The organism is Streptomyces sp. SAI-170 (genome assembly GCF_049739565.1).
GTDB lineage: Bacteria > Actinomycetota > Actinomycetes > Streptomycetales > Streptomycetaceae > Streptomyces.
Map to the genome: position 1 here is coordinate 6,701,565 of NZ_JBMGQD010000001.1, position 21,279 is coordinate 6,722,843.

Below are 21,279 nucleotides of genomic sequence, written 5' to 3' on the forward strand. Positions count from 1 at the left end.
GCGGATGTGGCGCGGGCCACGGTGGCCGATGCTCGTGCCCATGAGTGACACAGCGGACAAGCCGCAGAACACAGCCGCCTTCTACGGCCAGGCCGTCGCCTCCTTCGCCGTCGCCATGGCCGCCACCGCCGTCGGCATCTTCAAGCTGGAGGCCGACGCCTGGGTGCGGGCCTTCCTGGCGATCGCCGTGCTGTACCTCGTCACCTCCGCCTTCACCCTGGCCAAGGTGATCCGGGACCGGCAGGATGCCGAGCGCCGGTCCTACCATCCGCTCGAGCGGCTCTGAATCCGTTCGGCGCAGCGTCGACCGGCTGCTCTAAGCGCCCGCTCACCCACAGGGGTATGGTGGTGTCCCTGTCAGCGAGAGGGGCGAACCAGCGATGAGTACGGCGGAGGAGACGACCGGCGGCGAGCCGCAGGCGTGGGACGAGGTCACGCCCGACGCGGCCCGGCGACTGCTCGTGGCCGCGGTGGAGGCCTTCGCCGAGCGCGGTTATCACGCCACGACCACCCGCGACATCGCCGGCCGCGCGGGCATGAGCCCGGCCGCGCTCTACATCCACTACAAGACCAAGGAAGAGCTGCTCCACCGGATCAGCCGGATCGGCCACGAGAAGGCCCTGGAGATCCTGCGCACCGCGTCCGGCCGTGAGGGCACCGCCACCGAGCGGCTCGCCGACGCCGTCAGCTCCTTCGTCCGCTGGCACGCGGGCGGCCGTACGACCGCCCGGGTCGTGCAGTACGAACTGGACTCGCTCGGCCCCGACGCGCGCGCCGAGATCCTCGCCCTGCGCCGCCAGGTCGACGGCGAGGTGCGCGGCATCATCCAGGACGGTGTGACGTCCGGCGAGTTCGACGTGCTCGACGTCCACGGCACCACCCTCGCCGTGCTCTCCCTGTGCATCGACGTGGCCCGCTGGTTCAACGTGGACGGCCCGCGCACCCCCGACGAGGTCGGCGCGCTGTACGCCGACCTCGTGCTGCGGATGGTGGGCGCGGGCAAGTAGGGCCCCGCCAGGGGTGGTCCCGCTCAGAGGTAGTAGCGGGCCACCGACTCGGCCACGCACACCGGCTTGTCGCCGCCCTCGCGCTCCACGACGAAGGCGGTGGTCACCTGCACGCCGCCCGCGACGTCCTCGACGCCACTGATCGTCGCGGTGGCGCGCAGCCGGGAGCCGACCGGAACGGGCGCGGGGAAACGGACCTTGTTGGTGCCGTAGTTGACGCCCATCTTCACGCCCTCGACGCCGATCAGCTGCGGCCCGAACAGCGGCAGCAGCGACAGCGTGAGGTAGCCGTGCGCGATGGTCGTGCCGAACGGGCCCGCGGCGGCCTTCTCCGGATCGACGTGGATCCACTGGTGGTCGCCGGTGGCCTCGGCGAACTGATCGATCCGCTTCTGGTCGATCTCGACCCAGTCGGTGTACCCGAGCTGTTCGCCCACCGCCGCCTTCAGCTCCTCGACGGACGTGAAGATCCTCGGCTCTGCCATGTCGTCCCCGGCCTTCCCTGTGCATCACACGGTCACCATGTCTAAGCAACTGCTTAGCATGGTGGTGTCGGGGGCGCCTGTCAACGGACGGTCCGCCTCCTGGGCACCCGGGAGTTCTCTGTAGGCTTCGAGGGGTGCCCCAGATTCCCGAGAAGATCCACGAGCTCACGGTCGGCCAGCTCGCCGCGCGCAGCGGCGCCGCCGTCTCCGCCCTGCACTTCTACGAGTCCAAGGGCCTGATCAGCAGCCGCCGCACCGCGGGCAACCAGCGCCGTTACACCCGTGACGCGCTGCGCCGCGTCGCCTTCGTCCGGGCCGCCCAGCGGGTCGGCATCCCGCTGGCCACGATCAGGGACGCCCTCGCCGAACTCCCCGAGGAACGCACCCCCACCCGCGAGGACTGGGCGCGGCTGTCCGAGGCCTGGCGCTCCGAGCTGGACGAGCGGATCACGCAGCTCAACCGGCTGCGCGACCATCTCACCGACTGCATCGGCTGCGGCTGTCTCTCCCTGGACACCTGCGCCCTGTCCAACCCCGACGACGCCTTCGGCGACCGCCTCACCGGCTCCCGCCTGATGTCCGAACGCCCCGGCGGCCCCCGCCCCCGCCGCTCCGAGCCGGCGCGTGCGACCGCACAGCAGGACCAGTGCTGCTAGGAGCCCGTCTCACCGGGAATCGCCCCGCCCGGCGTCGACCGCGGCGGGGCGCGCCCCTCGGGGTAGTCCTGGGCTCGGCCCCGCAGACCTCGCCGTTTCGCCGGCTCCGGCTGATGTCGGAATGCCCGGGCGGGCCCTGACGCCCGCTGCTCCGAGGTAGCGCGTATGACCGCACAGCAGGACCAGTGCTGCTAGGAACCCGTTTCGTCCGGAGTCACCCCGCCCGGCAATGACCGTGGCGGGGCGCAGCCCCCGCGGTGGTCCTCGGCTCCGCCCCGGCGGCCTCACCGCTGGCGAGGTACCCGACAGGCTGGTAGCGTCGCGATCTTCGGCCGGCCACGGGTCGCGCACGGAGTCCTGACGGGACGAATCCCGATGACCTCAGCCGCCCTCGCCAGGGCCCTCGCCGACATCGACGCGGTCTTCCACGGCTTCGCCAACCCCCAGGAGAGCGGCTGCGGCTACTGCCACGGCGAGAACGAGATCGCGTACCTGCGCACGCCCTCCGTGCCGCTGCCCCTGGACTCGCTGGGCATGTTCCTCTTCGAGGTGCCCGACCACTTCGACGACCACGCGACGGCGATGCGCAGGCTTCTTCCGCAGGGCGCGCGGGCGATGGCCGAGGGCAGTCTCTCCGCCCTCGCCCTGGGCGGCCACGGAATGACCCGCGTGCGGTGGCGCTCGTGGCCGGCCGAGCAGGTGGCCGCCGTGGACGCGTTCCTGCACGCCTGGTGGCAGGACTCCGTGGCCACGCCCGAACCGCCGTACGGCATCGAGGACGTCTTCGACACCTGCGTCACGATCGCCCGCACCGTCATGCCCTTCCTGGACGCCTGGCCCCACGGCCCGGTCCCCGACGCCCACTTGGCGCGCTGCGCCGACCTCTGGCTCTACGAACTCCTCTCCGACTGCTCCCCCTTCTCCTGGTGGTACGACGACACCGCCGAGCGCGGCCTCACCGACCTGCGTGCCTGGCTGTCCGGCCCCGGTGCCGCCCGCCTGCGCGCCCAGGGCGAGCCGGACCTCGCCACCCGCGCCGAACTACTCGTCCTGCCGTACGACGAGCGCTGGGCCCACCCGTACTGGGAGACCGTCCCGGTCCCGGACTGAGCGCGAACGCCCCTCGGCCGGTTGAGCGACCGCCGAGCGACGGGATGGACGCGGACGCCCCCGCGGGCCCCTGTCCGCACCCTCAACTCCTGCCCGCAGGCTCGCGGCAGCGGTGCCCTCCACCTCCGGCGGCCCCGTGGCTGAGAGGGCGCCCCTCGGTCGCCTGGGCGACGGTCCGAGCGCGGGTGCCCCCCGTGGGCCTTCGGCCACACCCCTCAGCTCATCCGTTGCCCCCGTGGCCGTGGTGACCGTGCTCCGGGTCACACCTCGCCGCCACTGGCCGCGCGAGCGCCCCTCGGTCGAAGGAGCGACCGCCTGAGCCCGGGCGCCCCCGTGGGCTCTGGCCGCACCCCAAGCTCCCCCGTTGTCACCCCGTCGCGGCGACCGTGCTCCCCCGTCGCCACCCGTGGCCGCGGTGACCGTGCTCCCCCGTTGCCACCCCGTGGTCGCGGTGACCCTGCTCTCGACCCCCGGTCGCGCCCCGCGGGCCCGCCCCCGTTGCCCCCGTAGCCGTGCCCGGCCTCGGTCGGCCCGGCTGGTCTCAGGCCGACACCAGCAGGCGTCCCCGCATCGCGCCGGCCAGCGCCTCAGGGGTCAGCACGGGCCGGGGGACGAGGATGCCGCACTCCACGCAGACCGGGCCGGAGGACGGCTCGTGGGACAGGCCGTCCTTCCACACCAGTCGCTCGCCGTCGCACACCGGGCACGAGACCCCCGGTTCGCGCTCCAGCGCGGCGATCAGCCGCCGGAGCACCTCGGCGAGCGGCTCGCGCGGGTGGACGCGCGGGTCGTCGCACCAGGCGACACCGAAACCGCCCCAGGTCAGCCGGTGCCAGTCGTCCACGCTGCCCGGCCGGCGCAGCCCGTCGTGCTTCTCCTTCTTGCGGCGCTCGGCGAAGTCGACCTCATAGGCCAGCCACACCGACCGCGCCTCCTCCAGCTCCTCCAGCGCGGCCACGAGCCGCGCCGGGTCGGGGGACCTGTCCTCCGGACCGAAACCGGCCCGGAGGCACAGATGGTCCCAGGTCGCCCTGTGTCCGTAGGGTGCGAACCGCTCAAGGCACTTACGCAGCGAGTAGCGCCGTAGCGCCAGATCGCACCGCGGATCGCGCACCTGTCTCGCGAGACTCCGGAATCCGGCCATCGCCCTGCACCTCCGTCACACCTGCACCTGTACTTCGGTCACTTCGGCGTCGTCGTACGGGCCGCCGTACGGGCCGTCGTACGAACGTCTCCGAATAGACGTGTGCACACCCCGTTCGGCTCCCTTCGAAACCCGCTCCGACTCCGCCTTGTCGCAATCACGACCCCCGTCCGGCTCCACCCGGCTCGTAAATCTGACGCATGTTCATCTTCGAACCCGGGGATACCGCCGGTAACGTCCGGCCCCCGTCCCGTCGGTAGGAGCAGCCATGCCACGGCTCACCCCACGCAACCTGCTCGACAGAATGAGAACTCCCGGCGCCCTCCCCGGGTTCCTGAAGACGGCATCCGTATGCACTCTCATTGCCGGTCTTTTGTCTCCGCTCGCCCCGGCGGCCGCCGCCCCCACGGCTGAGGCCGCCGCCGCCGACCATTGCGGCGGACACTGCTCGGACATCCTGCCGCCCGGCCAGAACGGCAACGCCACCCTCGCCCAGATCCTGCTCAACCAGGCCTTCGGCAGCATGCCCGCGCACGCCTCCGACCAGCTCGGCCCCTACGCCAAGCTCGCCACCGGCTACCCCGCCCTCACCGAGGCGACCCTCAGCACCTTCTTCAACGACGCGTCCTTCGGCGTCCCCGCCGACCAGGTCGCCTCCACCGTCCGGCCCGCAGGACGCACCGACGTCACGATCGTCCGCGACAAGAAGACCGGCGTCCCGCACATCACCGGCACCACCCGCTACGGCACCGAGTTCGGTGCCGGGTACGCGGCGGCCGAGGACCGGCTTTGGCTGATGGACGTCTTCCGGCACGTCGGACGCGGCCAGTTGACCTCCTTCGCGGGCGGCGCCCCCGCCAACCAGGGCCTGGAGCAGGAGTTCTGGCGCAATGCCCCCTACACCGAGGCCGAACTCCAGGCCCAGATCGACGACGCCGTCGCCCGCAACGGCGAGCGCGGCCGCCAGGCCATGGCCGACGTGACCGCCTACATCGACGGCGTCAACGCCTATATCGACGCCTCCGACAGCGGCCGCTACTTCCCCGGCGAGTACGTCCTGACCGGCCACAAGGACTCGGTCACCAACGCCGGCACCATCGAGCACTTCAAGCCCACCGACCTGGTCGCCCTGGCCTCCGTCATCGGCGCCCTGTTCGGCTCGGGAGGCGGCGGCGAGGTGAACAACGCCCTGTCCCTGCTCGCCGCCCAGCAACGCTACGGCGTCGCCGAGGGCACCGAGGTGTGGGAGTCGTTCCGGATGCGCAACGACCCCGAGGCCGTGCTCACCGTCCACGACGGCAGCTTCCCCTACGCCGGCCGGCTCACCACCCCGCAGGGCCGCGCACTGCCCGACGCCGGCTCCGTGGTCCGCGAGCCCCTCGTGTACGACCGCACCGGCAGCGCGTCCGGCAGCAGCGCCGCGAACGCCTCCACGAACGCCGCACGGGAGGCCGTCAGCTCTGCCCGGCGCGGCATGTCCAACGCCCTTGTCGTCAGCGGCGAGCACACCGCCGGCGGACACCCCATCGCCGTGTTCGGCCCTCAGACCGGCTACTTCGCACCCCAGTTGCTGATGCTGCAGGAGATCCAGGGCCCGGGCCTGAGCGCCCGCGGCGCCTCCTTCGCGGGCCTGAGCATGTACGTCGAACTGGGCCGCGGCCAGGACTACGCCTGGAGCGCCACCACCTCGGGCCAGGACATCATCGACACCTACGCCGTCGAGCTGTGCCAGGACGACCACCACTACCTCTACCGCGGCACCTGCACCCCGATGGAGAAGGTCGAGCGCAAGAACGCCTGGCAGCCCACCACCGCCGACAGCACCCCGGCCGGTTCGTACACCATGCGGGTCTGGCGCACGAAGTACGGCCCTGTCGAGTACCGCGCGACCGTGGGCGGCAAGAAAGTCGCCTACACCACCCTGCGCACCTCCTTCCTGCACGAGGCCGACTCCATCATCGGCTTCCAGATGCTGAACGATCCGGGCCACGTGAAAGATCCCGCCTCGTTCCAAAGCGCGGTGCAGCACATCAACTACACGTTCAACTGGTTCTACGCCGACTCCGAGCACACCGCGTACTACAACAGCGGCGACAACCCCGTACGGGCCACGGACGTGGACGCCGAGTTCCCCGTCTGGGCACGCCAGGCCTACGAGTGGCAGGGCTGGGACCCGACGGCCAACACCGCCACCTACACCCCGGCCTCCGCCCATCCCAACTCGGTCGACCAGGACTACTACATCTCCTGGAACAACAAGCAGGCCGAGGGATACGCGGCCGCGCCCTGGGGCGAGGGCTCCGTGCACCGCGGCGACCTCCTCGACGACCGGGTCCGGCGGCTGGTCGCCGCGGGCGGCGTGACCCGTACCGCACTGGTGAAGGCGATGGCCGAGGCCGCACTCACCGACCTGCGCGCCGAGGACGTCCTGCCCGGCCTGCTCGAAGCGATCACCAGCACGCCGGTGTCCGACCCGGCGGCCGCCGCGGCCGTCACCAAGCTCCAGGCGTGGCTGTCGGCGGGCGGCCGGCGCACGGAGACCTCGGCGGGCTCGAAGACGTACGCGCACGCCGAGGCGATCCGCATCCTCGACGCCTGGTGGCCGCTGCTGGTGAAGGCCGAGTTCGCACCCGGCCTGGGCGCCGAGCTGTACACCGCCATGACCGCCAACCTGCCCGTCGACGAGTCACCCTCCGCCGCCCACGGGCCGACCGGCGCCCACGCGGGAAGCTCCTTCCAGTACGGCTGGTGGAGCTATGTCGACAAGGACATCCGCGCGGTCCTGGACAAGCCGGTCACGGGACCCCTGGCACGCGAGTACTGCGGCGGCGGCAGCCTCGGCACCTGCCGGGACGCGCTCCTGACCACCCTCAAGGAGGCGGCAGGCCGGACGGCGGCCCAGGTCTACCCCGGCGACGACCAGTGCGCTGCCGGCGACCAGTGGTGCGCCGACGCGATCGTCCACCGCACGCTCGGCGGCATCAAACACGGCAAGATCGGCTGGCAGAACCGCCCGACGTACCAGCAGGTCGTCGAGTTCACGTCCCACCGCTGACCCCGACCGCACACCCCTGAACGCCCGGCGATGGGCCGCCACCGGCCGCGACCCGCCGCCGGGCGGCGGGCCGGGTGGCGGATCGGGTGCCCGCCGGCCGGCGGCCGCGTGCTGGGTGGGTGGCCGGGTGTGCCCGCTGCGCGGCCACGGCCGTGCGGGTCGTCGGGTGGGCCCGCCGGCCAGCCACATGACCGTGCGGTCACCCGATTCGGCCCGGCGCCCCGTCACGTCAGCGGTACAGCAGATACTCCTGCCGCACCCGCCGGAACGCCGCGAGTTCCTCCTGCCAGCCCGCCACCACCTCGTCGACGCCCGCGCCCGAGTCGATCGCGGTGCGCACCCAGGTGGACCCGGTGAGCTTGTCGATCCAGTTGTCGGCGCGCCAGGCGAAGCCGCTCCAGGCCCGCTTGGCGGTCACCAGCAGCGCGATCCCGGTGCGGACGGGGTCGTAGGCCGCGCGGTCGTGGACGTGGATCTGCACGCCGCCGACGGTCCTGCCCTGGAACTTGGAGAAGGTGGGCGCGAAGTACGCCTCCCGGAACCGCACGCCCGGCAGGGCGAGTTCGTTCGCGGCGGCGGCCCAGCGCCCGTCCAGGCCCTCCGCGCCGAGCAGTTCGAACGGCCGGGTCGTGCCGCGCCCCTCGGAGAGGTTGGTGCCCTCGAACAGGCACGTCCCCGAGTACACCAGCGCGGTGTCGGGCGTCGGCATGTTGGGGCTCGGCGGCACCCAGGGCAGGCCGGAGTCGTCGTGGAACTCCGTGCGCCGCCAGCCGGTCGTCCGCACGGTCTCCAGCGGCACGGGCGCGGTGAGGAACTCGCCGTTGAACAGCAGCGCCAGCTCCGCCACCGTCATCCCGTGCGCCTGCGAGATCGGCTGCCGTCCGACGAACGTCGCGAACTCCTTGTGCAGCACGGGCCCTTCGGCGGACCGCCCGCTCACCGGATTGGGTCGGTCCAGGACGACGAACCGTTTCCCCGCGAGCCGGGCCGCGTCCATGCAGTCGTAGAGCGTCCAGATGTACGTGTAGAAGCGCGCGCCCACGTCCTGGATGTCGAAGACGACCGTGTCCACGCCGGAGGCGGTGAAGACGTCGGCCAGCGGCTGTCCGCTCTTGAGGTAGGTGTCGTAGACCGGCAGCCCGGTCGCGGGGTCGTCGTAGCGGCCCTCGGAGCCGCCGGCCTGGGCGGTGCCGCGGAAGCCGTGCTCGGGGCCGAAGACGGCCGTGACGTTCACGCGCGTGTCGGCGTGCATGACGTCGACGATGTGGCGTGCGTCCCGGGTGATCCCGGTCGGGTTGGTGACGACGCCGACCTTCTGCCCGTCCAGCAGGGCGTAGCCGTCCGCGGCCAGCCGCTCGAACCCGGTCCGCAGCCGCCGTCCGCCGCCGGGCGGAGCCGCCGCGGCGGGGGTGGTCGTCGCCGCCGTCGTCGCGGCGACCGCGGCCGTCGTGGCGAGCAGGCTTCGTCGGGACAGCTTCATGCGGCGACCTCCGTGATTCCAGCGGGTGTCATGCCCACGCACGCTAGCGCGGGCCCGGCCCGCGGGGAACGAGGCGGACCGCAGGCGTCCCGCGGAAGCCGCCCTTTCCTCACGACATACCGACTGGTTAGTCTGTCGCTGCGCAGAGCCGCGTGCCGCAGTCGGGGTGTCGCCATGTCGACGCCGTTGCATAAGGAGACCGATGGTGGAAGCCGTGCAGGATGCCCGAGTGGTCGTCACCGGGGCGGGAGGCGGCATCGGAGCCGCGCTCGCCCGCCGCTTCGCCGCCGAGGGCGCCCGGGTCGTCGTCAACGACCTCGACGCCGCCAAGGCCGAGGCCGTGGCCGCGGAGATCGGCGGCATCGCGGTGCCCGGCGACGCCTCCGCGATCGTCGAGGACGCCCGTGACGCCCTCGGCGGCACCGTCGACGTCTACTGCGCCAACGCCGGGGTCGGCTCGGGCGGTTCCGAGGCCGCGAGCGAGGACGTGTGGGCGCTCGCCTGGGACGTCAACGTCATGGCCCACGTCCGCGCGGCCCGCGCCCTGCTCCCGGACTGGCTCGAGCGCGGCGAGGGCCGTTTCGTCTCCACCGTCTCCGCCGCGGGCCTCCTCACCATGATCGGCGCCGCCCCCTACAGCGTCACCAAGCACGGGGCCTACGCCTTCGCCGAGTGGCTCTCGCTGACCTACCGCCACCGAGGTCTGAAGGTCCACGCCATCTGCCCCCAGGGCGTGCGTACCGACATGCTCGACGCCACCGGCAGCGCAGGCGACCTGGTGCTCGTGCCGACCGCGATCGAACCGGACGACGTGGCCGAGGCCCTGTTCAAGGGCATGGCGGACAACCGCTTCCTGATCCTGCCGCACCCCGAGGCGGCGGGCTACTACCAGGCCCGGGCCGCGGACCCCGACCGCTGGCTGGGCGGGATGAACAAGGTCCAGCGGGCATGGGAGTCCGGCTCCTGAGCGGTCCGTGGGAAGATCTCCCGTCAGGAACCGCTTCCCGCCCCAGGCAAACCGGGAAGCAACGAACGGAAGGGCAGGTGGCGCAGTGGCCAGGACGACGGACGGGGACGGCACGCCTGTGCCGCAGCGGCTCCTGGCCGCCGCCACCCGCCTCTTCGCCGAGCAGGGGTACGACCGCACCTCCGTCCAGGAGATCGTGGAGGCGGCCGGCGTCACCAAGGGCGCGCTCTACCACTACTTCGGCTCCAAGGACGACCTCCTGCACGAGGTGTACGCGCGCGTGCTGCGCCTCCAGCAGGAACGCCTCGACTTCTTCGCCAACGCCGACGAGCCGGTCGACAAGCGCCTGCGGGGCGCCGCGGCCGACGTCGTCGTCACGACGATCGAGAACCTCGACGACGCGTCGATCTTCTTCCGGTCGATGCACCACCTCAGCCCGGAGAAGAACAAGCAGGTGCGCTCCGAGCGCCGGCGCTACCACGAACGCTTCCGCGCGCTGATCGAGGAGGGCCAGCAGGCGGGCGTCTTCTCCAAGGCCACCCCGGCCGACCTGGTGGTCGACTACCACTTCGGCTCCGTCCACCACCTGTCCACGTGGTACCGCCCGGACGGCCCGATGACCCCGCAGGAGGTCGCCGACCACCTTGCCGACCTGCTGCTGCGCGCACTGCGCCCGTGAATCCGTAAGGGGCGGCCACCATGGGTGGCCGCCCCTTACGCGTGTCCCTCTACAGGTACTTCTTCAGCTCCCGCCGCGCCAGCGACCGCTGGTGCACCTCGTCGGGACCGTCGGCGATCATCAGCGTCCGTGCGGCCGCGTACAGCTCGGCCAGCGGGAAGTCCTGGCTCACGCCGCCCGCGCCGTGCAGCTGGATCGCCCGGTCGAGGATGTCCACCACCGCGCGCGGGGTGGCGATCTTGATGGACTGGATCTCGGTGTGGGCGCCCCGGTTGCCGACCGTGTCCATCAGCCAGGCCGTCTTCAGCACGAGCAGCCGCAGCTGCTCCACGGTCACGCGCGCGTCCGCGATCCAGTTGTGCACCACGCCCTGCTGGGCCAGCGCCTTGCCGAACGCCGTGCGCGACACGGCCCGCCGGCACATCAGCTCGATCGCGCGCTCCGCCATGCCGATCAGTCGCATGCAGTGGTGGATACGGCCCGGACCGAGGCGGGCCTGCGCGATGGCGAAGCCGCCGCCCTCCTCGCCGATCAGGTTCGACACCGGCACGCGCGCGTGGTCGAAGATCACCTCGGCGTGACCGCCGTGGGAGTGGTCCTCGTAGCCGAAGACCTGCATGGCCCGCTTGACGGTGACACCGGGGGTGTCGCGCGGGACGAGCACCATGGACTGCTGGCGGCGGATGTCCGCCCCGTCCGGGTCCGTCTTGCCCATCACGATGAAGATCTTGCAGTTCGGGTCCATCGCCCCGGAGATGTACCACTTGCGGCCGGTGATGACGTACTCGTCGCCGTCCCGTTCGATGTGGGTGGTGATGTTGGTGGCGTCCGAGGAGGCCACCTCCGGCTCGGTCATCGCGAACGCCGAGCGGATCTCACCGGCCAGCAGCGGCTCCAGCCACTGCTTCTTCTGCCGGTCGTCACCGAACTGGTGCAGCACCTCCATGTTGCCGGTGTCCGGAGCGGAGCAGTTCAGCGCGACCGGCGCGAGCTGCGGGGAGCGGCCCGTGATCTCCGCCAGCGGCGCGTACTGCAGGTTGGTCAGCCCTGCCCCGTACTCGGAGTCCGGCAGGAACAGGTTCCACAGCCCCTGCCTGCGCGCCTCGGCCTTCAGCTCCTCCACCACGGCCGGGGTGTCCCACGGCGAGGCGAGCGCGGCGCGCTGCTCCTCGGCCACCGCCTCGGCCGGATACACGTACTCGTCCATGAAGGCCAGCAGCCTGGCGCGCAGCTCCTCCGTGCGCGCGTCGAACGCGAAGTCCATGTCCGTCAGCCTTCCTGAAGAGTGGTCAGACCGTGCTCGATGAAGACCGGCACCAGATCGCCGATGCGGTCGAAGCCGCGGCCGACCGTCTGGCCCAGCGTGTAGCGGTAGTGGATGCCCTCCAGGATCACGGCGAGCTTGAACCAGGCGAACGCCGTGTACCAGGCGACGCCCGAGACGTCCCGGCCCGAGCGGGCGGCGTACCGCTCGATCAGCTCGGCGGGGGAGGGGTGCCCGGCGGCCGCGGCGGTGGTGCTCACGGGCGAGTCGGGCAGGTTCAGGGGCTCGCTGTACATCACCAGCAGCCCGAGGTCGGTCAGCGGATCGCCGAGGGTCGACATCTCCCAGTCGAGGATCGCCTTGATCGAGTCGTCCTCACCGATCAGGACGTTGTCCAGCCGGTAGTCGCCGTGCACCACGGTCGGTACGGGGGAGCGCGGCAGCTCCCTGCCGAGCGCGGCGTGCAGCTCGTCGATGCCGGCGAGGTCGCGGTTGCGGGAGGCGTCCAGCTGCTTGCCCCAGCGGCGCAGCTGCCGGTCCAGGAACCCCTCGGGCCGCCCGAAGTCGCCGAGCCCCACCGCCTCCGGGTCGACGGCGTGCAGCTCGACCAGCGTGTCCACCAGCGACAGCACCGCGTCCCGGGTCCGCTCGGGGCCCAGCGGCGCGAGCTGGTCGGCCGTGCGGTACGGGGTCCCGGCCACGAACTCCATGACGTAGAACGAGGCCCCCAGCACGTCCTCGTCCTCGCACAGCAGCACCGGCGCGGGCACCGGCACGTTCGTCGGGTGCAGGGCGCTGATCACCCGGTGCTCGCGCTTCATGTCGTGCGCGGTGGCCAGCACATGCCCGAGCGGGGGCCGGCGTACGACCCACTTCGCCGAGCCGTCGGACACCTCGTACGTCAGATTCGACCGCCCGCCCTCGATCAGCCGGCCGGTCAGCGGCCCCTGCACGAGCCCGGGCCGCTCGCGGTCGAGCAGTCCGCGCAGCCGGTCGAGGTCGAGCCCTGGCGGGTGGTCGGATGCCATCGTCGCTCCTACGTGCGTGTGAACAGGATGCGACTCATGATGCCGACCGGTCGGTATGTCGTCCAGTGGGGCGGGCCAACGTGATCGGGGCCACGATAGGCCGCGGCGCGGCGGGGGAGTAGTACGGCGGGGCCGGAGGGCGTGTTTCCCGCCGCGCCCGGGCGCGCCGCCACACCGGCGTGCCCGCCACGGCCGCCGTCCGCCGCGTCCGGCCACGGCCGCCACGGCCCGCCGTGCCCGCCACGGCCGTCGTCCGCCGCGTCCGGCCACGGCCGCCGTCCGTCCTGCCGCGGTCTGCCACGGCCGCGGTGCTTGGGCGCTCCGGCCGCGCTCCGCCGCGCCAGCCGCAGCCGCCGCGCCCGCCAACGTCCCGCCGTGCCCGCCACGGCGGGCGTGCTCCGGCGTGCCTGCCCCGGCCGTCGTGCTCCGCCGTGCCCGCCACGGCCGCCGTGCTCCGGCGCGTCCGCCGCGCCGCCACGTCCTGCCGCGGTCTGCCACGGCCGCGGTGCTCGGGCGCTCCGGCCGAGCTCCGCCGCGCCGGCCACAGCCGCCGCGCCCGCCATGGCCGCCCACGTCCCCCCTTGCCCGCCACGTCCCCCCCCGTGCCCGCCGCGTCCCCCCGTGCCCGCCGCGTCCCCCCGTGCCCGCCACGTCCCGGCGCGCCCGCCACGGCCGCCGTGCTCCGGTGCGTCCGCCACCCCACCGCGCTCCGCCGTGTCCCGCCGTGCCCGCCGTGCTCAGGGCGCGCCCACCATGGCCGCTCCTCAGAACACCAGCGTCGTTGCGCAGACCGCCAGCGCCATCGTGCACAGGGTCGCAGCCGTGGCCTGGTGGGCGGTGAGGGTGTGGGGGCGGCCGCCAGGGGTGCTCAGGGTGCGGATGCGGTGGTGGGCGACCAGGAGGAAGCCCAGCCACAGGAGGCAGCACAGGGCGCAGGTGAGGGCCGATGCGGTGGAGAGGCCGCCGCGGAGGGTGCTGCGTACGGCGAGCACGGCGGCGACCGTGCAGGCCAGCGTCGTGCGCCGCCAGGCCAGTCGGGTGCGCTCGGGCTGGAGTCCCGGATCGCGTTCGTCGGCCGGTCCGCTCACCCCTCCCACCCGATGAACACCACGACCACCATCGCGAGGGCCACGACCGCCACGACCAGGCTCAGCAGCGCCGGGAAGCGTGACGTGGGAAGGTCCTCGCCCCGACGCATGGCCCGCTCGCAGCGCACCCAGTGGTTCACCGCCCGCAGGGAGGACAGCACGCCTGCCGCGAGCAGCGCGAGTGCGAGGCCGACGCGCCAGCCCCATCTGAGGTCCGGCAGGAACTGGTCCACCGCGAAGCCGCCGCCGATCAGCGCGAGCGCGGTGCGCAGCCAGGCCAGGAAGGTGCGCTCGTTGGCCAGTGAGAAGCGGTAGTCGGGGGTGTCGCCCTCCGCCCGGATGCGGTCGGGCGCGAACCATATCCGGACGTTCCGTACGAGTTCACTCACGTGAGTGACCCTATCCGGCGCGGTGGGCCACGAGCCGCTCGTACGCCGCCAGCCCGTCCGGGACCCACTCCCACTCGGGCAGCCGGGTCCGCAGCTCGTCCTCCGTGACGAACGCGTGCCAGGCGACCTCCTCGGTCTGCGGCTGCACCGGGAGCGCGCAGCGGACCTCGTAGACGGCCGACCACCAGCTGTTTCCGGCGCCGTCGTCGTAGAGGAACTTGAAGAGGAAGTCGGGCTTCGGCAGTCCGCTCACGCCCAGCTCCTCCTCCGCCTCGCGCAGGGCCGCGGCGTCGTAGGTCTCGCCCGCGCCCACGACTCCGCCGACGAACATGTCGTACAGCGAGGGGAAGACCAGCTTCGTCGCCGTCCGCCGGTGGACGAAGATCCGGCCCTCGGCGTCTCTGGCCTGGATGAACACGCAGCGGTGCCGAAGGCCTCGGGTGTAGACCTCGCCGCGGGGGAGCTGCCCGATGATCTGGTCGTGCTCGTCCACCACGTCGAGGATTTCGTCTGCGCTCATGGCGGCATCCAATCAGGACAGCGGCCCGAGCCCGCCGTCAGGCCCGTTGCGGAACGGCCTCACCCGGCACGGCGGCGCCGCCCGCCGTCAGGCCCGCTGCAGCGCGGCCTCGCCCGGCACGGCGGCGCCCTTCGGCATCGCCGGATGCATCCCCAGCAGGACGATGCCCGTGACCACGGCGGCGAGGCCCGCGGCCTCCCAGGCCAGGGCGCCCGTGTCGGTGCGCAGGCGGTCGCCGAGGAAGCCGACGCCGCAGATGATGCCGGCCAGGGGCTGGGCGGCGGTCAGGGCGGGCAGGGAGGCGCGCAGGGACGCCGTCTCGAAGGCGCTCTGGACCAGCAGCAGCCCGGTGACGCCGAGCAGCAGGACGGCGTACGGCTGCCAGCCGGTCAGCAGCTCGGCGAAGCCGCCGGCCGAGAAGCGCTCCCCGCTGACCCGGGTGAGGGCGTCCTGGACGCCGTAGAGCAGTCCGGCGGCCAGGGCCAGCAGCATCGGCGCGGAACACAGCCGGGTGCGCCTGGCGTACGCGGTGAGGAGCAGGGCGAGGCCGACCATCGCGCCGATGATCAGCCAGGGCCGTAGCGGGTCGGCGACGGCGGTGCCGCCGCGGGGTTCGCCGGCCACGATGAACGCGGTCACCCCGCCCGCGAGCAGCGCGAGGCCCGCCCACCCCTGGCGCCCGAGCGGCTGCCGGGAGCTGCGCCGGGACAGGGCGAGGGCGAAGAGCAGGTTGGTCGCCAGCAGCGGCTCCACGAAGGAGATCTCGCCCTGGCCGAGGGCGACCGCGCCGAGCGCCATGCCGACGACCATCAGCCCGATCCCGCCCAGCCAGCGCGGCATCCGCATCAGGTCGAGCAGCAGCCTGGGGGAGAGGAAGTCGCCGAGCGGCGCCCGCTGGGCGGCCTGCTGCTGGAGGACGAACCCGAAGCCCAGACAGCAGGCGGCACCGACGGCGAGAAGCAGAACCAGAACCGACACGCTGCCGTACCTCGGTAGAAAACCCGGGAGACGGAGTGCTCCCGGACAGCCCATGGTCCGTCGACGCACCCAGGTGCGCTATGGCGTACGTCACATGGTGGTCTTCGATGGAATCCGTCGGAATTCACCCGCCGTGTGGCCTCACATGCCACAACTGTCCCTTCTGTTTCAGGAGTTGACAGGTGTCACCTTGCCGGCGCCACTTGACGATGAGTATTGGCTCCAGGTTGGCTGTGCGTGATCGGTCGATGACGGCACTGATGTAGTGTTCCGTAAATCGACATATCGCACCAATGTCGGACATTCCGCATAGTCAGACATTTCGCATTGTCGTCGCACCACCGTCTTCAGGAAGTTCCCCCTCGGTGTCACCACCCCCGCCTCCTCTGGGCCGCGGTCGCAAGCGCTCGGCACAGACCTTCGACGCGGCACTCGACGACACCGACCTCGTGGCCGCGCGGGCCGCGCTCGCCCAGGGCCGCTGGCAGGCCGCGCGCTCGCTGCTCGCCCACACGGGGGACGACTGGGACCGCCGGGGCCACCGCGTCACCGTGCTGGCGATGGAGAAGTACAGCGCCGCCTGGGCGCGCGAGTGGCGGCTCGCCGAACCCGAGTCCGCGGACGCCTCCGTCCTGCTCGCCCTGTCCCTGGTGCACCGTGTCCTGCACGACAAGGAGAAGCCCGACCGCGCCCGCGAGGCCTGCCGGGCCGCCGCCGGGCTCGTACCGGCCGACCCGACCCCCTGGCTCGGCCTGCTGATGCTGGAGCGCGACCAGGGCGGCGACCAGGAGGCGGGGCGCGTCTTCGACGAGGTCCGCCACCGCCACCCCGAGCACCACCACGCCCACCACCTGATGGTCGCCCTGCTCGCCGAGGTCCGCGCGGAGGACGGCCCGGACCCGCTGCACGAGGTCTACGACTTCGCCAACTGGGCCGCCGAACAGGCACCCGCCGACTCCCCGCTCGCCATGCTCCCGGTCGTCGCGCACGCCGAGCGCTACCGCGTGCTCGCCGCCGCCGGCCACGAGAGCGCCGACCCGGTCGCCTCCGGCCACTGGGTGGGCCGCCGCGCCCGGCAGGTGATGAAGGCCGCCTTCGACTGGTGGCTGGAGTGGGAGCACGAGGACCATCCGCGCCGGATGATCGACCTCAACTTCCTGGCCCACGCCAAGTCCTGCGAGGGCCGGGGCGCCGAGGCGGCCGCGCTGTTCCACCGCATCGGCGAGCACATCACCCCGCAGCCGTGGTCCTACCCGGACCGCGACCCGTACGCCGCCTTCCGCGCCGCGCGCGCCAGCGCGCTCGGCACGGGCTGAACCACCCCGGACACCCCCACGGACCGGTCCCCCGAACAGTCCCCATGGTCCCCGAAAGGACGCCCCCGATGACAACGGGCAGTTCGAGAACCACCGCCCCCGGCAGCGCCGACGGCATCAACACCTTCAAGGGGCAGGAACGCGCCCTGCGCGCCGACCGCCTCGGCACGGGCGGACTGCTGTTGTCCGTCCTCGCCGCGACCGCCCCCCTCATGGTCGTCGCGGGTGTCATGCCCACGGCATTCGCGGTGATGGGCATCGTCGGCCAGCCGCTGCTCTTCGTCGTCCTCGGCGTGACGCTGGTGCTGTTCAGCGTCGGCTACGCCGAGATGAGCCGGCACGTCCACAACGCCGGCGCCTTCTACGCCTACATCTCGCGCGGCCTCGGCGGCACCGCCGGCGCGGGCGCCTCCTTCGTCGCCCTCGTCTCCTACAGCGCCCTCCAGGTCGGCATCTACGGCATCTTCGGCTTCGAGGTCTCCGGCCTGCTCGCCACCTACGCCGAGGTCGAGGTGGCCTGGTGGATACCCGCGCTGCTCGCGGTCGCGGTCGTCGGCGCGCTCGGCTGGCTGAAGATCGACGTCAACGCACGCCTGCTGGGCGTTCTGCTGCTGATCGAACTGGCCCTCGTCGTCATCTTCGACATCGCCGCGGTCGGCGACCCCGGCGCCGAGGGCCTGTCCCTGCACGCCTTCAACCCCGACACCCTCACCGGGGCGGGTGTGGGCACCGCGCTGTGCTTCTGCATCGCCGCGTTCACCGGCTTCGAGCAGGCCCCCGTCTACGCCGAGGAGACCAGCCGCCCGCACGTCCTCGTCCCCCGGGTGATGTTCCTCGCCGTCGGCTTCGTCGCCGTCTTCTTCGCCCTCAGCTCCTGGGCGCTGACGGTCGCCGCCGGCCCGTCGCAGATCGTCCCCACGGCTCAGGAGCAGAGCGCCGGACTGCTGTTCTTCCTCAGCGAGTCCCGGCTCGGCGGCACCTTCACCGACGTCATGCACGTGCTGTTCGTGACCGGCATGTTCGCGGCGCTGCTCAGCTTCCACAACGTCGTCGCCCGCTACGCCTTCGCCATGGGCCGCGAGGGCCTCCTTCCGGCCGCCTTCGGCCGCACCACCGGCAGCAGCGGCGCGCCCGGCACCGGCTCCCTGCTCCAGACGGTGATCTCCCTGCTGGTCGTGGCCGGCTTCGCGCTCGCCGACGACGCTCCGGTCGGCGACCCGACCGCGCCCGTCCTGCACCTGTTCACCTGGGGCGGCAACATGGGCGCGCTCGGCGTGATCCTGCTGATGGCGACGGCCTCCTTCTCCGTCGTCGCCTTCTTCGTCCGCCGCGGCGCCGCGGCCGCCCAGGCCTGGCGCCTGGCCGCCTCGACCGTGGCCGGCCTGGCCCTGCTGGTGATCGCCGTCTACACCATCAAGGACATCGACGTCCTGATCGGCGCCGGCCCCAGCTCCTCCCTGAGCTGGATCCTGCCCGGCATCATCGTCCTCGCCCTCGTCGCCGGCCTCACCCACGGTCTCCTCCTGCGCTCCCGCGCCCCCGAGGCCCACGCCCGCATCGGCCTGGGCAACGAGGCCTTCCAACTGGAGAAGGCAGCCGGCTCCACCGACTGACCCGCCACGCACGCGGGCCTGCCCGGCCGGAACGCCCTCGCGCTCCTGTTTTTACGGGGCTGCCGGGGGCGCCGGCCGGGAGGTGGGCCTTCTCTAGGCGGGACCTTGAGCCCGGCGCCCGGGGCTCGCCGGCATCCGGTCAGGCTGAGACCCCGCACGCGGAGCCGACTTCCGCCCGAGCGGGGTCTTCCCGGGGCGGGACCTTGAGCCCGGCGCCCGGGGCCCGCCGGCACCCGGTCGGGCTGAGACCCCGCTCGCGGAGCCGACTTCTGCCCGAGCGGGGTCTTCCCGGGGCGGGGCCTTGAGCCCGGCGTCCGGGGCTCGTCGGCATCCGGTCGGGCTGAGATCCCGCACGCTGAGCCGACTTCTGCCCGAGCGGGGTCTTCCCGGGGCGGGCCTGGGCCCTGAGCCCAGCGCCCGGGGCTCGCCGGCATCCGGTCGGGCTGAGACCCCGCACGCGGAGCCGACTTCCGCCCGAGCGGGGTCTTCCCGGGGCGGGGCCTTGAGCCCGGCGTCCGGGGCTCGTCGGCATCCGGCCGGGCTGAGACCCCGCCCGCGGAGCCGACTTCCGCCCGAGCGGGGTCTTCCCGGGGCGGGACCTTGAGCCCGGCGCCCGGAGCCCGCCGGCACCCGGCCGGACCGAGACCCCGCCCGCAGGAGCCGAGCTCCGCCCGCGCCTGTCGACTCGTGCACGTCGGGCCCGCTGCCTCATCCCCAGGCGGCCCGGCTTCCGCCTGAGCCTGTCGGCTCCGGCCTGAGCTGCTGTCTGCCCCCGGCCCGGGGCCAGCTTCCGCCCGGGCCCGTCGGCCCTCTGCCTGAGGCTGTTGGTTTCCGCCCAGGCGCGGCGGCACTCGCGGTCGTCACCCCCGAGGGACGTCGTCGGCCAGGCCCTTCGCCCGGTCCCGCCGTATTACGCCCCACCCCGCCGACTCCCGCCCGCCCCCGCTGCCCTCTGCCCCGGGCCGGCCCCGTTTCCGCCAGAGCCCGTAGCGCCGGCAACGCAGCCCACCCCCGGTCCCGCCCCGCCGACTGATTACGGAACCCTGACGGGCACCCCGACCCCCTGGTCCCGCCACCGCGCGGGTGCTCGAATGAGGGTGTGAACCCAGAACGCCCCGAACCCGAGGAGCCGGTCGGCAGGCCCATAGGGCGTCGTGTCCTTCTGGGCACGCTCGGCCTGGGGGCCCTCGGCGTCGTCGCCGCGCCTCCGCTGCAGCGCGGCCTGGAGGCCTTCCTCGGCAGCGCGGCCGACAAGGACCCGACCGGCCTGAGCCGCCTGCTGCCCAACGGCGGCGGCTTCCGCTACTACTCGGTCGTCTCCTCCGTCCCCCGCAAGTCCCCCCGGGACTACCGCCTCCGGATCGACGGCCTGGTCGACCGCCCCGCCACTTACACCCTGTCCGACCTCAGAGCCATGCCCCAGACCCGCCTCGTACGGGACGTACAGTGCGTCACTGGCTGGCGGGTGCCCGGCACGCCGTTCGAAGGGGTGCGCCTGTCGCGGCTGCTGGACGCCGCCGGGGTACGCGATCAGGCCCGGGCCGTGCGCTTCACCTGCTTCGACGGGGCGTACTCCGAGAGCCTCACCCTCGACCAGGCCCGCCGCTCCGACGTCCTGATCGCCCTGCGCATGCAGGACGAGGACCTCGGCCACGCGCACGGCGGCCCCGTCCGCCTCTATGTCGCGCCCATGTACTTCTACAAGTCCGCCAAGTGGCTCTCGGGTATTACGCTCACCGACCGCGTCCGCCCCGGCTACTGGGAAGAACGCGGATACGACGTCGACGCATGGGTCGGCCGCTCGAACGGACGCGACGATGACCCTACGACCTGACCCCCTGCGGCCTGACCCCCAACGACCTGACCCTCCGCGCCCCGACACGCGCACCCCGGACACCCGGCTGCGGCGCTTCACCCCGGCCGAACGCTGGGTCCACCGCACCACGGCCGCGCTGATGGGCATCTGCGTGCTGACGGCGGCCTGTCTCTACATCCCCGAGCTCGCCCAGCTCGTGGGCCGCCGCGAACTGGTGGTCCGGGTCCACGAGTGGGCCGGCCTCGCCCTGCCCCTGCCCGTCCTGTCCGGTCTCGCCTCCCGTGCCTTCCGCGCCGACCTGCGCTTCCTCAACCGCTTCGGCCCGCACGACCGCGTCTGGCTGCGCGCCGCCCTGCGCCGCGACAAGCGGCCCGCGTCCCGCCCCGCGGGCAAGTTCAACGCCGGCCAGAAGGTCTACGCCGCCTGGATCGCCGGAGCCACCCTGGTGATGCTCGGCACCGGCCTGCTGATGTGGTTCACCCACCTCACTCCGCTGCGCTGGCGCACCAGCGCCACCTTCGTCCACGACTGGCTCGCCCTGACGGTCGGCGTCGTCCTCGCGGGCCACATCGGCATGGCCCTCGCCGACCCGGAGGCCCGCCGCGGCCTGCGCACGGGCCGGGTGAGCCGGGAGTGGGCGGACCGCGAACACCCGCTGTGGCGGCCCTGACCGGGACACACGTA

At 72.8% G+C, this 21,279-nt stretch carries 20 protein-coding genes; 11 read left to right on the forward strand and 9 right to left on the reverse strand.

Annotation, left to right across the window (positions count from 1 at the left end):
- The first annotated feature begins 40 nt into the window (after positions 1-40).
- Both RKD23_RS30120 and RKD23_RS30125 read left to right on the forward strand, forming a co-directional pair.
- Positions 41-286 carry a YiaA/YiaB family inner membrane protein gene (locus RKD23_RS30120; RefSeq protein ID WP_404042770.1) on the forward strand — a complete coding sequence of 82 codons (246 nt, stop codon included), beginning with the start codon at positions 41-43 and terminating at the stop codon, positions 284-286.
- A gap of 94 nt (positions 287-380) precedes the next feature.
- Positions 381-1,007, forward strand: a complete 627-nt coding sequence (locus RKD23_RS30125; RefSeq protein WP_424856555.1) for a TetR/AcrR family transcriptional regulator — start codon at positions 381-383, stop codon at positions 1,005-1,007.
- Between the two features lie 23 nt (positions 1,008-1,030).
- Here RKD23_RS30125 and RKD23_RS30130 read toward each other — a convergent pair whose 3' ends face one another.
- Positions 1,031-1,492, reverse strand: a complete 462-nt coding sequence (locus tag RKD23_RS30130; protein ID WP_404042772.1) for a MaoC family dehydratase — start codon at positions 1,490-1,492, stop codon at positions 1,031-1,033.
- 134 nt (positions 1,493-1,626) lie between these two features.
- Between RKD23_RS30130 and soxR the strand changes: the two genes are divergently transcribed.
- Together soxR and RKD23_RS30140 are read left to right on the forward strand one after the other, a co-directional pair.
- Positions 1,627-2,148 carry a redox-sensitive transcriptional activator SoxR gene (gene soxR, locus RKD23_RS30135; protein WP_424856556.1) on the forward strand — a complete coding sequence of 174 codons (522 nt, stop codon included), beginning with the start codon at positions 1,627-1,629 and terminating at the stop codon, positions 2,146-2,148.
- A gap of 375 nt (positions 2,149-2,523) precedes the next feature.
- Positions 2,524-3,258: a hypothetical protein gene (locus RKD23_RS30140; protein ID WP_424856557.1), complete on the forward strand. Its 735-nt coding sequence runs from the start codon at positions 2,524-2,526 to the stop codon at positions 3,256-3,258.
- A gap of 541 nt (positions 3,259-3,799) precedes the next feature.
- Here the strand turns inward: RKD23_RS30140 and RKD23_RS30145 are convergent.
- Complete coding sequence (locus RKD23_RS30145; protein WP_424856558.1) at positions 3,800-4,402, reverse strand: hypothetical protein; 603 nt, start codon at positions 4,400-4,402, stop codon at positions 3,800-3,802.
- Positions 4,403-4,670: 268 nt separating this feature from the next.
- Here RKD23_RS30145 and RKD23_RS30150 point away from each other — a divergent pair, with 268 nt between their 5' ends.
- Positions 4,671-7,457 carry a penicillin acylase family protein gene (locus RKD23_RS30150; RefSeq protein WP_424856559.1) on the forward strand — a complete coding sequence of 929 codons (2,787 nt, stop codon included), beginning with the start codon at positions 4,671-4,673 and terminating at the stop codon, positions 7,455-7,457.
- Between the two features lie 229 nt (positions 7,458-7,686).
- Here the strand turns inward: RKD23_RS30150 and RKD23_RS30155 are convergent, their stop codons facing one another.
- Positions 7,687-8,937, reverse strand: a complete 1,251-nt coding sequence (locus RKD23_RS30155; RefSeq protein ID WP_424856560.1) for an exo-beta-N-acetylmuramidase NamZ family protein — start codon at positions 8,935-8,937, stop codon at positions 7,687-7,689.
- Positions 8,938-9,139: 202 nt separating this feature from the next.
- Here RKD23_RS30155 and RKD23_RS30160 point away from each other — a divergent pair, with 202 nt between their 5' ends.
- Both RKD23_RS30160 and RKD23_RS30165 read left to right on the forward strand, forming a co-directional pair.
- The gene (locus RKD23_RS30160) at positions 9,140-9,904 is read left to right on the forward strand and encodes an SDR family oxidoreductase (RefSeq protein ID WP_424856561.1); all 765 of its coding nucleotides are present in this window, start codon (positions 9,140-9,142) and stop codon (positions 9,902-9,904) included.
- Between the two features lie 85 nt (positions 9,905-9,989).
- Positions 9,990-10,583: a TetR/AcrR family transcriptional regulator gene (locus RKD23_RS30165; RefSeq protein ID WP_404042779.1), complete on the forward strand. Its 594-nt coding sequence runs from the start codon at positions 9,990-9,992 to the stop codon at positions 10,581-10,583.
- A 49-nt stretch (positions 10,584-10,632) separates the two neighbouring features.
- On the opposite strand, the gene RKD23_RS30170 is transcribed toward RKD23_RS30165, so the two are convergent.
- From RKD23_RS30170 to RKD23_RS30195, 6 genes are all read right to left on the reverse strand, one after another.
- A complete protein-coding gene (locus RKD23_RS30170) occupies positions 10,633-11,847 on the reverse strand; it encodes an acyl-CoA dehydrogenase (protein WP_424856562.1) in 1,215 nt (404 codons plus the stop codon).
- Positions 11,848-11,852: 5 nt separating this feature from the next.
- Positions 11,853-12,875 carry a phosphotransferase family protein gene (locus RKD23_RS30175; RefSeq protein ID WP_424856563.1) on the reverse strand — a complete coding sequence of 341 codons (1,023 nt, stop codon included), beginning with the start codon at positions 12,873-12,875 and terminating at the stop codon, positions 11,853-11,855.
- Between the two features lie 764 nt (positions 12,876-13,639).
- On the reverse strand, positions 13,640-13,963 hold the full coding sequence (locus tag RKD23_RS30180; RefSeq protein ID WP_424856564.1) for a DUF202 domain-containing protein: 324 nt from the start codon (positions 13,961-13,963) through the stop codon (positions 13,640-13,642).
- The gene (locus RKD23_RS30185) at positions 13,960-14,352 is read right to left on the reverse strand and encodes a YidH family protein (RefSeq protein WP_424856565.1); all 393 of its coding nucleotides are present in this window, start codon (positions 14,350-14,352) and stop codon (positions 13,960-13,962) included. The genes RKD23_RS30180 and RKD23_RS30185 overlap by 4 nt, the downstream gene beginning before the upstream one ends.
- Before the next feature lie 10 nt (positions 14,353-14,362).
- On the reverse strand, positions 14,363-14,872 hold the full coding sequence (locus RKD23_RS30190; protein ID WP_424856566.1) for an NUDIX domain-containing protein: 510 nt from the start codon (positions 14,870-14,872) through the stop codon (positions 14,363-14,365).
- A gap of 87 nt (positions 14,873-14,959) precedes the next feature.
- Positions 14,960-15,850: a DMT family transporter gene (locus RKD23_RS30195; RefSeq protein ID WP_424856567.1), complete on the reverse strand. Its 891-nt coding sequence runs from the start codon at positions 15,848-15,850 to the stop codon at positions 14,960-14,962.
- A gap of 365 nt (positions 15,851-16,215) precedes the next feature.
- Between RKD23_RS30195 and RKD23_RS30200 the strand changes: the two genes are divergently transcribed.
- The 4 genes from RKD23_RS30200 (at position 16,216) to RKD23_RS30215 (ending at position 21,265) form a co-directional block, all read left to right on the forward strand.
- Positions 16,216-17,166 carry a hypothetical protein gene (locus tag RKD23_RS30200; protein WP_424856568.1) on the forward strand — a complete coding sequence of 317 codons (951 nt, stop codon included), beginning with the start codon at positions 16,216-16,218 and terminating at the stop codon, positions 17,164-17,166.
- A gap of 68 nt (positions 17,167-17,234) precedes the next feature.
- Complete coding sequence (locus RKD23_RS30205) at positions 17,235-18,779, forward strand: APC family permease (RefSeq protein ID WP_424856569.1); 1,545 nt, start codon at positions 17,235-17,237, stop codon at positions 18,777-18,779.
- A gap of 1,099 nt (positions 18,780-19,878) precedes the next feature.
- Positions 19,879-20,613, forward strand: a complete 735-nt coding sequence (locus tag RKD23_RS30210; protein ID WP_424856570.1) for a molybdopterin-dependent oxidoreductase — start codon at positions 19,879-19,881, stop codon at positions 20,611-20,613.
- Positions 20,597-21,265: a cytochrome b/b6 domain-containing protein gene (locus RKD23_RS30215; RefSeq protein WP_424856571.1), complete on the forward strand. Its 669-nt coding sequence runs from the start codon at positions 20,597-20,599 to the stop codon at positions 21,263-21,265. Before RKD23_RS30210 ends, RKD23_RS30215 begins: the two co-directional genes overlap by 17 nt.
- Positions 21,266-21,279: the final 14 nt, after the last annotated feature.

Coding starts and splice junctions, on each gene's coding strand:
- RKD23_RS30120 (WP_404042770.1), top strand. CDS start 41: ATGAGTGACACAGCGGACAAGCCGCAGAACACAGCCGCCTTCTACGGC.
- RKD23_RS30125 (WP_424856555.1), top strand. CDS start 381: ATGAGTACGGCGGAGGAGACGACCGGCGGCGAGCCGCAGGCGTGGGAC.
- RKD23_RS30130 (WP_404042772.1), bottom strand. CDS start 1,492: ATGGCAGAGCCGAGGATCTTCACGTCCGTCGAGGAGCTGAAGGCGGCG.
- RKD23_RS30140 (WP_424856557.1), top strand. CDS start 2,524: ATGACCTCAGCCGCCCTCGCCAGGGCCCTCGCCGACATCGACGCGGTC.
- RKD23_RS30145 (WP_424856558.1), bottom strand. CDS start 4,402: ATGGCCGGATTCCGGAGTCTCGCGAGACAGGTGCGCGATCCGCGGTGC.
- RKD23_RS30150 (WP_424856559.1), top strand. CDS start 4,671: ATGCCACGGCTCACCCCACGCAACCTGCTCGACAGAATGAGAACTCCC.
- RKD23_RS30155 (WP_424856560.1), bottom strand. CDS start 8,937: ATGAAGCTGTCCCGACGAAGCCTGCTCGCCACGACGGCCGCGGTCGCC.
- RKD23_RS30160 (WP_424856561.1), top strand. CDS start 9,140: ATGGTGGAAGCCGTGCAGGATGCCCGAGTGGTCGTCACCGGGGCGGGA.
- RKD23_RS30170 (WP_424856562.1), bottom strand. CDS start 11,847: ATGGACTTCGCGTTCGACGCGCGCACGGAGGAGCTGCGCGCCAGGCTG.
- RKD23_RS30175 (WP_424856563.1), bottom strand. CDS start 12,875: ATGGCATCCGACCACCCGCCAGGGCTCGACCTCGACCGGCTGCGCGGA.
- RKD23_RS30190 (WP_424856566.1), bottom strand. CDS start 14,872: ATGAGCGCAGACGAAATCCTCGACGTGGTGGACGAGCACGACCAGATC.
- RKD23_RS30205 (WP_424856569.1), top strand. CDS start 17,235: ATGACAACGGGCAGTTCGAGAACCACCGCCCCCGGCAGCGCCGACGGC.
- RKD23_RS30215 (WP_424856571.1), top strand. CDS start 20,597: ATGACCCTACGACCTGACCCCCTGCGGCCTGACCCCCAACGACCTGAC.